The following is a 13,566-nucleotide window of genomic DNA, read 5'->3' on the forward strand; positions in this document are numbered from 1 at the left end:
ATTGTTAAATGGATTTTTTGAACTGAACCGCAAAGGTAAACCAAGAATTCCCATTTCTAACAGAAAACCGCGGCGAAATTGGGTTTCTTTCAATGAAATAGCCAAAATCATGAAAAATCTTGAAGCAATGGATGTTAAGCGTTTACAAACGGGATGAAAACGGAGAGATTCTTTATTTTCATCCACATGGTTTTGTTGAAGAAAATAGCGACTTGTTGCCTAATCCTAGCCGGGGTTTTGTTTGTATTTGTTCCCCGATTGTATGCACAGGTACAGGGATTTGAGGATCCGTTTGATATTGTAAGCCATCCAGAGGAGTTTTTGCCATTTTGGTCTGCCAACGAGGTGAGGGGTACGAGTGCCAGGGTGTTTCAAGCCATAGGGAAAGGGAGAAAGGGTTCGCATGCCTTGGCCGTGCAACCGCTGACGACCTTCGAAGGGCAAGTATTTTTCCGAATCGAAAACTTGGATGTACAAAACGCCAAATTGGCCTTTTTCGCCCGGACGGAATCCAACGGAACGGGAAACCGACCTGCTTTGCTTTTCCTTTCGTTTGCAAGGGAAGGAGAAACGGTGTTCACCAACAATATACAGATCGGCAACTCCGAAACTTTTCCCAACAAGAACATGGCATTTCGACTGTTCGAAATCCCAATTCCCGAACCTTTCAAAAACCAGCGAAACTTCACCATCCGGTGGTCTATTTCGGTCGGCCCGGGAACTGGCTCTGCTGCGAGGGTTTTCTTGGATGATATGGGCCTGTGGGAGTCAGATGCGGTTGTGGATCCGGTAAAATTCCTCCAAACCAAGCCTTTGAACCCCTTTTGGGTGGAACTCGGTGCTGACCGAGAAATTGATGAAATCCGGCCGAACCAGATTCGTTTAAAAGGAAATCCACCATTTTCCGTTATTCAGCCAAACGATACGCTAATTTGGATAGAGTCGCCCGAACCACTGCAAACCTCGCCGATCGACATTGAACTCTATGAATTAAAGGAAAAATCGGGTGCTATCACTCCCGAGGTTCTTATTTCCATTCCAAACGATGTAATACGAACAGGCAGAATTGCCCCCATTTCCCCCAAAAATCTTTTGGTGGAGTTTTCACATCCCTATACAAAGCCATCTGTCAGCCAAACTGCAAAATTCCTCATCAACGGAAAAAACCCCAAAGACGTTGAATTGTTGGCTGATGGCTTTTCGATCAAGCTCAGGCTGAGCGAAGAACTTGTTCCAAGTGAGCATTTCATACTTGAATGCAGGGAAATTACTTCCGCATTGTCAGGTGGCACAGCTCCAATCCTTCGAGAAACTGCCTTTTTTGTGGATGGCATTTCGGAGGTCCAAGCAATCGATCCAAAAAGCATTTTGATTTCCCTCAAAGAGCCGGTCCGTACAGAAGATGTCGGCAAGGAAATGTTTGGACTCCAAGATAGCCCTGAGATTGCATTCAAACTGGAATTTCCAGACCATAAGACCATCTTGCTTCGGACGGAGCTTGAATTGGAAGAAGAGAAAGAATATCTCCTCCAAATTCCCCCGATGACAACGGTTCGGGGCTTTACTTTACCGGGAATTTGGAAGACCATCGTTTGGGATAAATCCCCACCCGAGTTGACCTATGTGGTCCCTGTTCAGACAAACAAACTCATGTTGGTCTTTTCCGAGGATTTGGATCCTGCCTTTGCCCTCAACAAAGATGCCTATCGGATTGGGGCAGATACTCCCAGCTCCGTCGAACTTCAGCCAAAGCCCAACCAAGTGCTGACTACTTGGAAACAGAGTTTCTTGGAAGGTTCAAACTATCTTGTAGAAATCTCCGGCATTTACGACCTGCAAGGAAACCAAAACAACTTGCAAAAATTCCCATTCACCTACCAAAAACCCAAACCAATAGGCTTCAAGTCTATCGTCATCAATGAAGTTATGCCCGCGCCAAGGGTAGGAAATAGTCTTCCCAACGCCGAATATGTCGAAATAATCAACACCAGTGATAGCCGAATCTTTATTGGCGGGATGCAATTGGCCAATTCGAGAAGGCAAAGCCAAATACCTTCCATTTCCCTGGATTCAGGCGAACTCCTCATCCTTTGTTCACGCACACATGTACCGCTATTGAGCAGATATGGCATGGTGCTCGGACTAAGCAACTGGCCTAGCTTACTCAATTCGGGAGACAATATCCGCTTGATTTCAGCAGAGGGTGAAATTTTGGATAGCCTCAAATACACGACCGCGAGTTTTGGGGGAAGCACGTTTGCAAGCGGAGGATACAGTTTGGAAATCGTCAATCCATACTTGGAGTGCTTTTTACCGACCAATCTCAAGGCTTCCCAAGCGCCGGAAAGGGGAACTCCCGGAAAACAAAACTCCGTCTTTAACCCGAGCCCGGATTTCACACCGCTCCGTTTTATCGAAAGTCTGGTGATCAATGACAGTCTCGTTGTATTTCGATTCAACAAGATCCTGCAACCAACAATTTCGAAGGTAGATGTGGAAATCACGCCGAGGATCGACATTCGGAAAATCAGTTTTGGTTCTGAGCCAAACGAATTGCTCCTCGAACTTTCCCCAGGAATTTTAAAAAACACAGTTTATCGTCTGGAGGTAAAAAATCTCCGCGCCTGCACTGGCAACGCACTCGAAGATGACTCCCAAATCTTTTTCGTCAAGCCTTCTGAAGGCGAAACAGGAGACTTGGTCATCAATGAGGTGCTGTTCAATCCAAGGACGGGCGCACCAAAGTTTGTCGAGATCTACAATACCTCAGAAAAATACATCAATCTCAGGGACTGGAAATTGGCCAACTTGGACGGTGATGGAATAGTCGCCAACCGAAGAGTGGTTTTTGATACAGACTATCTACTGGCCCCAAAAAGCTATCTTGTTTTCACCACCGACATCGAACAACTAAAGGCAGAATACCCAAAAGGTGTCGAGAGCCAGTTTGTAGCACTAAACCTGCCAAGCTATCCGATTCAGGCGGGCAACGTTGTTTGGATGAATCCGGATGAATCAATCCAAGAAGTATTCTCCTATGACGAATCAATGCATCACCGCCTTTTAAAAGAAAAGAAAGGTGTCTCTTTGGAAAGATCTTCGCCTTGGATTCCCGCCTCCGATCCCAACAATTGGAAGTCCGCATCAGCCTTCGAAGGATTTGCAACGCCGGGATATCGGAACTCGACAAACTATGAGATGAATTCAGGAGTTGGGATTACCGTCGAACCAAAGGTTTTTTCACCCGACGCTATTGGCGGTGATAGGTATACCACGATCGGCTATTCGCTGGACCAGGCCGGCTTCATCGGCACAATAGCGATTTACTCGGCCGGAGGTACACTCATCAAAGAGATTTGCCAAAATGCGATCCTTGGAAATTCGGGGATTTATAGCTGGGATGGGACAGATCAAACTGGACGCAGAGTGAGGCCAGGATACTATGTGGTCTGGATCGAGCTCTATGACCTAAATGGAAATATCCAACAAATAAAAAAGACTGTCGCCGTTGGTACAAATTTCTAAAAATCAATTGGTTGTAAACTCACTTTTCGATAAATTGATGACATTCTCAAACCAATATGATGCTCAACGATATAATTAATCAAACATTGAGGACCTACTATATCCAAAAAGGTAAAGCGATTGCCGTGATCAGGCGATACCTTGGACTGAAGTACCGGATATTTGTAGATGAACAATCCCTACGGCGTCGGATTTCGCAAATGGGTGCAGTCTAAAAAAAACCGTCTCAAGGCGGTTTTTTTATTTTGTTTTTAAAATGAGCACCGTATTTTAGGGGACTTTTCAATCACCCTCGCTTTGATTGGAAGCAAAAAACCTAATGAAAAAGCCATGAGCCAAGAAGGAAAAACCGCTTATTCTCCCGAGGAACTAAAGGAATTTGAAGAAATCATATTGCAGAAACTTAGCGTTGCCAGAGAAGAGCTCGCTTCGTTGAAAGAGACGCTGAGCAAGAAAAACGACTCGGGAACCGACTTTACGGCATCCACGTCCAAGTTGCTTGAAGACGGTGCGGATACATTGGAAAGGGAGAGTCTGAGCCAATTGGCCGCGAGACAGCAGAAGTTCATCATCAACCTGGAAAATGCACTCATCCGCATCAAGAATGGAACCTATGGCGTGTGTGTGGATACCGGGAAGTTGATTGCCAAGGAGAGGCTGAAGGCCGTGCCCCATACCATGCATTCCATTGAGGCTAAGTTGGCCAAAAAATAGTTGGACTTTCTACACCGCCATATCGAGGCACTGATTTTCTGCGCTCCTGCTCCCTTGGGCTTGGAGGATATACAACGCTGTCTATCAGAGATGTTCGGTTCGGAAATACCTTCGGAACACGTCTCTGAGGCAGTCGAGGCCCTGAGAGAAAAGTATTCAAAAGATGAATATTCCTTCACGATAGAAAATCTTGGCGGTGGCTTTCAGTTTTTGACCAAACCCGCCTACCAAGCCAGTATCTCGATCCTTTTGCGGCAGCAATCCCATAAAAAGCTGTCTACCGCCCAACTGGAAACATTGTCCATTATCGCCTACCGCCAACCTGTCACCAAGACCGAAATTGAACATATACGCGGCGTCAATTGCGATTATTCCATCCAAAAGCTCCTTGAAAAAGAACTGATCGCCATCAAGGGAAAATCCGACTCGGTAGGCAAACCGCTTCTATATGGTACGAGCATCAAGTTCATGGAATATTTTGGAATCAACTCTCTCCATGACCTGCCACAGCCGAAAGATTTTTCACAGGAGGAAAACCAAATCGGAGAAATCAAAGAGTAGGTCTAATCAATCTTTTTGACCGCTGCATGGGCAGAGATAAGGTATTTTCGCCCAGTGTTCAATTCAGCGCAAAGTATCCTGGTCCGCCGAGTCAATTCCTTTTTGAATCTCCGGCCTTGCAGTTCAAAAATCCCACCGACAGGCAAATCTACTAGCAAAGCCCCTCCGGCATCCGACTGCTCGTAGCCCCGCATCACCCGACCCAAAAACAAATCCGCACCCGAGCTCGCCTTTGGGTTTTGCATATGACGCTTGAGCGCATGAAGAATATCCTTGGGGAAAACCGAATCATTCAAGACAGGGGCCATCAGTTCCCTGAAGGCCATTTTCCACTCCAAGCCATGGGGAAGTATTTCCAGTCCATATTTCTCAAAAGCGCGAAAATGCGCCACTTCATGGATAAAGGTCACCAGAAACTGATAAGGATGCAGGTCGTGGTTGATTGTGATCGTCTGAATCTTCCGGTCACGGCGATAGCGAAAATCCCCTAATTTGCTTTGCCTGGCCTTTGTGATAAAAAAATTGAAGGGTTTTTCCTTCCACAAATTCCAACAATACTGGGCCGCAGCCTCAGGCACATGCTTTTGGAAGGCTGCAAAGAATTTATCCTCGTTTTTCACGACGGAATTTATACAATTCCAAAAAAAAAGTCCCACATCACTGCAGGACTTTTCTTTCAGAAGGAAGTTGAATTAATTTTTAACTTCTTCTTTAACTTCTTCAGTAGCTGTCTCAACAGCACCTTCTACTTCTTCAGTAGCTTCTTCTACTACTTCTTCAGTAGCAGCAGGAGTTTCTTCGATGACAGTTTCAACTTCAGTAGACTCTTCAGTTACTTCTTTGTTGCCGCAAGAAGCAGTGAACAACAAACCTGCTACAGCGAACATTGCAAATACCTTTTTCATAATTTTGTTTGGTTTTTTGAATAAGCACGCAAATGTAATTCCAAAATTCAGATTAACAATACGCCGTTCAAAAAATTATTCTATTTTTTCTTGTATGTAATCTTAATTGGAACGCCCTCAAAATCGAAGTTTTCCCGCAATCGATTTTCCAGATATCTGGTGTAGGGTTCCTTGATATACTGCGGCAAATTGCAGAAAAAAGCAAACACCGGATTTTTGGTTGGCAACTGGGTTATGTACTTTATTTTGACATATTTTCCCTTCCATGCCGGTGGTGGATACTTCTCGATCTCTGGCAGGAGCTTCTCGTTCAACTTGGAAGTAGGTACTTTGTGGGTCTTGCTTTCAAATACTTTCACCGCCAATTCGATTGCCTGGAAAATCCGCTGCTTCGTTTCAACAGATGTAAAAATGATCGGAATCCACTTGTTTTCGCCAAGTTTCTCGATCATCTCTTTTTTGATCCTATCCATGGTTTTGTGGTCCTTTTCAACCAAATCCCACTTGTTGACCATGATGATGATGCCTTTGTTGTTTTTGATACCAAGCGTCACCAGGTTCATGTCTTGGGACTCAAATCCCCGTGTGGCATCCACCACGATGATCAATACGTCAGAGTCCTCGAGGGTACGCAGTGAGCGCATGACCGAATAAAACTCGATATCTTCCTTCACTTTGGCTTTCTTCCTGATACCCGCCGTGTCGGTGATGATAAAATCCTTACCGTAAAGTTTGTACCTCGTATGGATCGCGTCCCGCGTCGTACCTGCCTCATCTGTTACGATGGCGCGCTCTTTTCCTAAAAGGGCATTGAGGAATGAGGATTTGCCCACATTGGGTCTACCTAAAATGGCAATCTTTGGGATTCCTTCATCTGGATCTTCCACACCTGGGTCAGGAAAGTGCTTAATCACCTCGTCCAGCAGATCGCCGGTACCGCTACCGCTGATCGCAGCAATAGGGAATACCTGATTATCTCCCAAGCCTAGTTCATAAAACTCGGCAGCATTCAATACCTGCGTGGCGGTATCGGCTTTATTGGCCACAATATAAATGGGCTTCTTGCTGGAACGAAGCACCTGCGCAAACTCCCTGTCCAAATCTGTCAATCCATCGTGGCAATCCACCACAAACAAAATCACGTTTGCTTCTTCGATGGCCAATTTTACCTGTTTCCTGATTTCGGCTTCAAAGACATCCTCCGAGCCAGTCACATAGCCACCGGTATCGATGACAGAAAAAAACCTGTCACCCCAAGTCGCATGCCCATAATGCCGGTCCCGGGTGACGCCACTCACGTTATCTTCTATGGCTTTTCGCTCTTCCACCAGCCTATTGAAAAAGGTGGATTTGCCCACATTCGGTCTCCCGACGATTGCTACTATGTTTGCCATTTTGTTTGTTCTTTATTGGTCGTAACCAAATTTCCTTAACTTGTTTTTGTCCTTTCTCCAATCATCCTCGACTTTCACGAACGTCTCCAGGAATACTTTTTTCCCAAAGAATTTTTCCATTTCCTCCCTGGATTGGATTCCGACTTTTTTGAGCATTTTGCCGCCTTCGCCGATCAGAATACCCTTTTGGCTCATTCGTTCGACATAGATAATGGCCCTGATCCGGATGATTTTTTCCTCTTCGTAAAAATCCTCGATCGCCACCTCGGTGCTGTAGGGAATTTCCTTTTTGTAATTGAGGAAGATCTTTTCACGAATGATTTCGGAAGCAAAGAAACGCTCCGGCCTGTCGGTAAGTTCATCCTTGTCATAAAATGGTGGATGCACAGGAAGCCTTTCCAAAATTTCCACCATAATTTTCTCGGTGTTGAACTTCTCTGTAGCTGAAATTGGAATCACCACTTCTGCTTTGAGCCTTTGGGTCCAATAAGCGATCACTTCATCCAATTTGTCACCTTTGTTCAGGTCAATCTTGTTGATGACCAGAAGCACAGGCACACCCGAATCGTTTATCTTCTTGATAACATCTTCAATTTCCGCGTCTGTCTCGTACAAATCCGTGACAAATACGATCACGTCTGCGTCTTCAAGGGAAATATGAACAAATCCCATCATACTCTTATGAAGCTCATACTTCGGCTTGAGCATGCCAGGCGTATCAGAAAACACGATTTGGTAATCCGGCTCATTGATGATGCCCATAATGCGGTGTCTTGTAGTCTGCGCTTTGGACGAAATGATGGAAAGTCGCTCTCCTATCAGCACGTTCATCAAAGTGGACTTACCCACATTGGGTTTACCGACGATATTGACGAAGCCAGCTTTGTGGGAATCTTGGGACATTTGAAGAAATTTTCCGCAAAGGTACGCTAAATTTTGGTGGCTTAGCCGCATAAACCAAATAAACTTCTGAAATACAAGGCTAATCTAAGCTCCCGTGAAATTTATATGCAGGTAAAACGAGAAATTCCTTCCCCCGAAAACCAAAATGGCGAGATCAAATCCAAACAATCTTGAAGAAATAATTGATAAATTTTATCTTCCTTTGGCATTTGAAAAAAATAGCGCTACCTTTGTACCACTAAATCGCGGGATGGAGCATCCACGATAGCTATCGGGAGGTAGTTCGTCGGATCAAGATTCTAAGATTTGCCACATCGCGGGATGGAGCAGTTGGTAGCTCGTCGGGCTCATAACCCGAAGGCCACAGGTTCGAGTCCTGTTCCCGCTACAAGAATGGCCTCATACAAACAGTATGGGGCTTTTTTCATTTTCAGACAATACATTCTCGCATACAAAGGCCACGGGTTCGCCCGGCGACGGCTATTGGGCTGTTCCCGCTACACTTAATCCAAGCTAGAGTCTTTAGGTTTTACTTGTTGGGACTTTGGTTTTTCGAATGTGAGCTAACTTCAGAACCGCGCTCTTACAAGCCAAAGGTTGTCTTGTTCGGCCTCGGAAGAAGGCTTTCCGATTCCGAAGAAAACTCATATCAAAAAGGCAATTTCCCCAAATCCACATTCCCGCCGGAAAGAATAATCCCGACTTTTTTTCCCCTGAACCGCTCCTTATTCTTCAGCAAAGCTGCCAAGGGAACAGCACAGCTGGGTTCAATCACAATCTTCATCCTTTCGTACACCAGGCGCATGGCTTCTATGATTTCCGTATCATCCGCCGTAAGGATATCATCGACGTACTGCATGATGATTGCAAAATTGAGTTTGCCGAGTGAGGTAAGGAGGCCGTCTGCGATCGTCTTAGGTCCCTCCATGGGGATGAGCTTCTTGGCATGAAAGGATCTAAACGCATCATCTGCTCCTGCTGGCTCCCCCGCGATCACCAAGGTGGACGGAGAGATATACTTGGTGGTCAGAGCCGTACCCGCCAACAGGCCGCCACCACCAACAGGAGCCATAATGACATCAAATGGGATATGCTCATCCCACATTTCCAAGGCACAGGTTGCCTGACCTTCGATGACATCGTAGAAGTCGTAAGGCGGAATGGACGTAGCGCCAGTCCTGTCCACAACCGCTCGGAGGGTAGTTTCTCTTGCCTGCAAGTTAGGCTCGCACTCGATGATTTCACCTCCATAGCCTTTTACTGCCTTTTTCTTGATTTCAGGTGCATTGGATGGCATGACGATATAGGACTTGATTCCCGCGACGGAGGCCGCCCTCGCCAAGGCCGCTGCATGGTTACCACTGGAATGGGTTGCCACACCGTTCTTTTTTTGTTCTTCTGTCAATTTTGCAACGGCGTTGGCTGCGCCACGGGCTTTAAAGGCGCCGACTTTTTGGAAGTTTTCGCATTTGAAAAAAATCCTGCAACCGGCCATTTCATCGATAGCCGTCGAAGTCAATATGGGCGTGCGATGGATGAATGGTTGGATGCGGAGGTGTGCGTTTCGGATATCCTCAAGGCTCGGGAATTTCATTGGCTCGTTCATGGAATTAAAGATAGGACACCAGTCGAAAAGCAGCAAAACAATTATCTTTGGCCGCTATGAAAACCCCTACAGCTGCCGAAAGACTTTTCGAAAAACTTTCATCCTTTCCCGTAATGGGAGTGCGGTTGAATCCCAAAAATTCCATTTCGATGGACTTTTCCGCTGCAAATCCCGCCTTGGCTACACTCGACCTGAAGGATACAGAGGCATTCAATCGCTTCGTTTTTGACCAACTGGAAAGTGCCAATGTGAAGTTTGGCTTCGGCGGATATTTCGAAAAACGCGCAATCTACCAACGTAGCCAAGTCTTTGGGCTTGGAGCGGAGAAATTCAGGAATATCCACCTTGGCATAGATATCTGGGCAGAAGCGGGGACGCCTGTTTTTGCGCCGCTTGATGGAAAAGTGCACAGTTTTCAAGATAATGCGGGTTTTGGGAACTACGGCCCGACAATCATCTTGGAACACGAATATGGAGGTGAGGTCTTTTTTACATTATATGGCCATCTCAGCCTGACTGATCTTGAAGGGCTAAAGTCGGGACAGTTTATCGCGGCGGGCCAAAAATTCTGCCATCTCGGTTCTTTCTCCGAAAATGGGGATTGGCCGCCCCATCTTCATTTGCAACTGATTTTGGATATGGGCGGAAATTGGGGGGATTTTCCGGGCGTATGTGCCGCTGAGGACGAAGCGAAGTTCCGCTCCATCTGTGCTGATCCAAGTGTTTTTCTTTGAGATTGGTTAGCCAAGATTGGCCATAGTAATCAGTCTAATTCCCTCCAAGGTGAGGTTTCGGTCCACTTTATCGAACAAATGTTGAACGTTGGAAAGAATAGAGGACAATCCTCCGGTGGCTATCACAGGACATTTGCTTCCCAATTCCTTGAAAATTGATTCCAGCATGCCCGTTACGAGTCCTGAATAACCATAGAGGATGCCCGATTGGATGGAATGAGTGGTGTTTTTGCCTAGGACAGATTTGGGAGGCTTGAGTTCTACCTCGGGAAGCTTGGAAGTATTGGAAAAAAGTGCCTTGATCGCCGTTTTTAGTCCCGGAACAATACTCACACCTAGTACCCTACCGTCTTCCCCCACAACCGTAAACGTGAGCGCCGTTCCAAAATCCACGATCACGCAGGCGCCACCAAAATATTCAAACGCAGCTGTGACATTGCACATCAGGTCACTTCCGATCTCGTTGGGCCGAGCTGTAGAGACTTTCAGTTTTTGGTAGCTCCGCCCCTCTATCAAGTAGCAGGGCTTTCCGAAAAACTCCCTGCAAAACTGTTGAAGTGCCGCATTGATCTCAGGAACCACAGACGATATACCGATTTGATCAATTTGAAAGGGCTTCAAATCGTTTTCGAGAAAAAAGAGGTGCATCTCCTTTTCGATTTGCAAAGCCGTGAGGTCTCTAAATGTGTTGATCCTGTATTCAAAACACCAAGACCGTGACATAGCGTCAAAAAATCCAAATGTGATATTCGTATTACCCGCATCTATGGCTAGAAACATGGATATGCTCTTTTTGATTAAGTTTTATTCCTAATTGAAATGATTGATCAGCAGGAAGATTTCCTCCAAACCAGCTTTGCGCCAAATATATCAAATGATTTTTTGCGGAATTGTTTTTTGGTAATTTTCCACCATGTATACAATCAGAGAAGGAAAATTGGAAGACCTGCCCAGGGTTTTGGAACTGGTCAAAGAACTTGCGGTTTATGAAAAAGCACCTGAACAGGTCACCAATACCCTGGAAAAAATGGAAAAAGATGGATTTGGGCAAAACCCCATTTTTGGCTTTTTTGTAGCGGTCAATAACCAATCCGGGAAAATCATTGGCATTTCCGTTTACTACTATCGGTATTCGACCTGGAAGGGCAAAAGGCTTTACCTTGAAGACATCGTGGTCACCGAATCCGAACGAGGGAATGGTGCGGGCAAACTTTTGTTTGACAGGACGATGCTAAAATGCTTGGAGGAAGACTGTTCGGGGATGACTTGGCAAGTACTTGATTGGAATACGCCCGCAATCAATTTCTATAAAAAATACGGTGCCGAACTCGATGGAGAATGGGTCAATTGTCACCTCCAATCGGATGACATCAAACAGATATTGAATAAATAATCCAATTGGTAGTTTTCCAAAACACCGCAATTTTGAAGATTGACGCATCGCTGAATCCAAGTTTCGGATTTATCCCTCGATATTTTTGGTTCGGACGACATTATTGCCCTAGGTACCCGCTTACCCCTATTCCTTTAATGTGAATGCATTTGTTGAGTATCAATTTCGAAAACCATGCAAATCAATTTAAGCAATCAGAGAATACTTGTAACAGGCGCATCCCGGGGTATCGGGAGGGCGATAGCAACTCAACTCTCGGAATCCGGTGCAGAGGTCTTGATCCACTATCACAAAAACCAGGAGGAAGCAAAAAGCCTTCAATCCAGTCTACACAACCCCTCGCATTTGGTTCAAGTCGATTTGTCCGATCTGTCAAAAGTTGTTGGATGGATACCAAGATTGATCAAAAAATTCGGCAAAATCGATGCAGTGGTCAACAATGCAGGCATTGCAATCTCGTCACCCGATAACTCAGCTACCCCAGATTGGCTCAGCGCATGGCAACAAACGATGGATGTCAACACGACTTCCCTCGCTGTTATCTGCAAGGAATTTTTGGAGCATGCACAGGAAAACAAAAATGGTAGAATCATCAATATATCTTCCAGGGCCGCATTTAGGGGAGACACAAAGGACTACCTAGCCTATGCAGCTTCCAAAGGAGCTATTGTGAGCCTGACGCGATCCATAGCGAGATACTACGGAAAGGAAGGCATCAAGGCATTTCTTATTGCACCCGGTTTTACGAGGACAGACATGGCACAGGATTTCTTTGACCAATACGGAGAGGCCTATGCACTCAATGACATTGCTCTTCCCCAATTGACCGAGCCAAAAGATATCGCACCAATCGTCACGTTGCTATGTTCTGGATTGGCAGACCATGCCACGGGTTGTACAATCGACATCAACGCTGCATCCTATGTGCATTGATTGACAATCTATGGTAAATTGAAAAAAAGGCTCCTTCACTTTACCTGCTGGCTCCAAATCTTGTAGAAGACGGGGAGTGAAAACTTGAGCTTGAAAAATAATCGTGTGTTTGACACAATTTAATCGGAAAAAATCAGACAATTTCTGTTTAAATCAGTTATACCAAAGAGTAGGGAAATATTTATTGAAAGAACAATTTCAAACGTCAAAATCAGTAAATATGAAAGAGCACGCAGTGATGGAAACCCCCTTGGGAAACGTAAGGGTCGAAGTTTGGGACGGATATTTGGTAAGCCTGCAATTCACTGAAGACACACCCACCGATGAATTTTTGGACGGCATATTAATGGACGTCAGGATCCAGCTCGGCCTATATTTTCAGGGAAAGCTAAAAACCTTTGATATCCCCGTTGCGCTTGGAGGTACCGACTTCCAACATCGCGTTTGGATGGAAGTAAACAAAATACCTTTCGGGAAAACAACGACCTACGAGAAGATAGCCTTTAAACTGGGCAATCCGAATGCTGTCAGGGCAGTTGGGACAGCCATTGGGGCTAATCCTATTTTGATCATGCTTCCTTGTCACAGAATTTTGGGGAAACACGGACAACTCACTGGGTATGCAGGAGGGCTTTGGCGAAAATCAAGGTTATTGCAAATCGAACAAAAAGAGGCAGTTGGATTGCAGGTAAAAATTAATTTTTGAAATCGATCGCTTTCAATCTGTTGTCCACCATCCAAAATTAAAGACAATACGTACGTTTTAGGTCTCATTTTCAGTTATTCTCCTTTCTGCCTTGGGAGATATCCAATCCCCATCCAGCGGGAATTGGATTCAAAAAGTGTAAAAAGCAAAAAGCCAGCAATATTTGCTGGCTTTGGATGGTGTGGCGGCGGC

At 45.4% G+C, this 13,566-nt stretch carries 14 protein-coding genes and 1 tRNA gene; 9 read left to right on the plus strand and 6 right to left on the minus strand.

What is annotated here, in order from left to right; genetic code table 11:
• Positions 1 to 153: 153 nt before the first annotated feature.
• The 4 genes from C943_RS02915 to scpB all read left to right on the plus strand — a co-directional run bounded on the left by C943_RS02915 (position 154) and on the right by scpB (position 4,800).
• Positions 154 to 3,525 carry a lamin tail domain-containing protein gene (locus C943_RS02915; RefSeq protein ID WP_008624039.1) on the plus strand — a complete coding sequence of 1,124 codons (3,372 nt, stop codon included), beginning with the start codon at positions 154 to 156 and terminating at the stop codon, positions 3,523 to 3,525.
• Positions 3,526 to 3,581: 56 nt separating this feature from the next.
• Positions 3,582 to 3,740: a hypothetical protein gene (locus C943_RS22185; RefSeq protein WP_169334598.1), complete on the plus strand. Its 159-nt coding sequence runs from the start codon at positions 3,582 to 3,584 to the stop codon at positions 3,738 to 3,740.
• Between the two features lie 115 nt (positions 3,741 to 3,855).
• Positions 3,856 to 4,239: a TraR/DksA family transcriptional regulator gene (locus C943_RS02920; RefSeq protein ID WP_040478832.1), complete on the plus strand. Its 384-nt coding sequence runs from the start codon at positions 3,856 to 3,858 to the stop codon at positions 4,237 to 4,239.
• A complete protein-coding gene (scpB, locus tag C943_RS02925; protein ID WP_081610440.1) occupies positions 4,240 to 4,800 on the plus strand; it encodes an SMC-Scp complex subunit ScpB in 561 nt (186 codons plus the stop codon). It begins immediately after the preceding gene.
• A 2-nt stretch (positions 4,801 to 4,802) separates the two neighbouring features.
• Here the strand turns inward: scpB and C943_RS02930 are convergent, their stop codons facing one another.
• The 4 genes from C943_RS02930 to era all read right to left on the minus strand — a co-directional run bounded on the left by C943_RS02930 (position 4,803) and on the right by era (position 8,002).
• Entirely contained in the window at positions 4,803 to 5,420 is a 618-nt protein-coding gene (locus C943_RS02930) for a SprT-like domain-containing protein (RefSeq protein WP_040478814.1), read from the minus strand.
• A gap of 72 nt (positions 5,421 to 5,492) precedes the next feature.
• Positions 5,493 to 5,705 (minus strand): hypothetical protein, encoded by a 213-nt coding sequence (locus C943_RS02935; protein WP_040478815.1) that lies wholly within the window; start codon positions 5,703 to 5,705, stop codon positions 5,493 to 5,495.
• A gap of 80 nt (positions 5,706 to 5,785) precedes the next feature.
• Positions 5,786 to 7,099 carry a ribosome biogenesis GTPase Der gene (der, locus tag C943_RS02940; RefSeq protein ID WP_008624046.1) on the minus strand — a complete coding sequence of 438 codons (1,314 nt, stop codon included), beginning with the start codon at positions 7,097 to 7,099 and terminating at the stop codon, positions 5,786 to 5,788.
• Between the two features lie 12 nt (positions 7,100 to 7,111).
• Entirely contained in the window at positions 7,112 to 8,002 is an 891-nt protein-coding gene (gene era / locus C943_RS02945) for a GTPase Era (RefSeq protein ID WP_008624047.1), read from the minus strand.
• 315 nt (positions 8,003 to 8,317) lie between these two features.
• Here era and C943_RS02950 point away from each other — a divergent pair.
• Positions 8,318 to 8,390 (plus strand) — tRNA-Met (locus tag C943_RS02950).
• A gap of 261 nt (positions 8,391 to 8,651) precedes the next feature.
• Here the strand turns inward: C943_RS02950 and C943_RS02955 are convergent.
• Positions 8,652 to 9,608 (minus strand): pyridoxal-phosphate dependent enzyme, encoded by a 957-nt coding sequence (locus tag C943_RS02955; RefSeq protein WP_040478817.1) that lies wholly within the window; start codon positions 9,606 to 9,608, stop codon positions 8,652 to 8,654.
• Between the two features lie 149 nt (positions 9,609 to 9,757).
• On the opposite strand from C943_RS02955, the gene C943_RS02960 reads away from it, so the two are divergent.
• Positions 9,758 to 10,342, plus strand: coding sequence for a peptidoglycan DD-metalloendopeptidase family protein (locus tag C943_RS02960; protein ID WP_008624052.1), 585 nt, complete (start codon positions 9,758 to 9,760; stop codon positions 10,340 to 10,342).
• 6 nt (positions 10,343 to 10,348) lie between these two features.
• On the opposite strand, the gene C943_RS02965 is transcribed toward C943_RS02960, so the two are convergent.
• Positions 10,349 to 11,122, minus strand: a complete 774-nt coding sequence (locus tag C943_RS02965; protein ID WP_008624054.1) for a type III pantothenate kinase — start codon at positions 11,120 to 11,122, stop codon at positions 10,349 to 10,351.
• 133 nt (positions 11,123 to 11,255) lie between these two features.
• On the opposite strand from C943_RS02965, the gene C943_RS02970 reads away from it, so the two are divergent.
• The 3 genes from C943_RS02970 to C943_RS02980 all read left to right on the plus strand — a co-directional run bounded on the left by C943_RS02970 (position 11,256) and on the right by C943_RS02980 (position 13,374).
• Positions 11,256 to 11,735, plus strand: a complete 480-nt coding sequence (locus C943_RS02970; RefSeq protein WP_008624056.1) for a GNAT family N-acetyltransferase — start codon at positions 11,256 to 11,258, stop codon at positions 11,733 to 11,735.
• 174 nt (positions 11,736 to 11,909) lie between these two features.
• The gene (locus tag C943_RS02975; RefSeq protein ID WP_008624058.1) at positions 11,910 to 12,668 is read left to right on the plus strand and encodes an SDR family NAD(P)-dependent oxidoreductase; all 759 of its coding nucleotides are present in this window, start codon (positions 11,910 to 11,912) and stop codon (positions 12,666 to 12,668) included.
• Positions 12,669 to 12,888: 220 nt separating this feature from the next.
• A complete protein-coding gene (locus C943_RS02980; protein WP_008624060.1) occupies positions 12,889 to 13,374 on the plus strand; it encodes a methylated-DNA--[protein]-cysteine S-methyltransferase in 486 nt (161 codons plus the stop codon).
• The last annotated feature ends 192 nt before the right edge of the window (positions 13,375 to 13,566 follow it).

It is taken from the genome of Mariniradius saccharolyticus AK6 (genome assembly GCF_000330725.2).
GTDB classification, from domain to species: domain Bacteria; phylum Bacteroidota; class Bacteroidia; order Cytophagales; family Cyclobacteriaceae; genus Mariniradius; species Mariniradius saccharolyticus.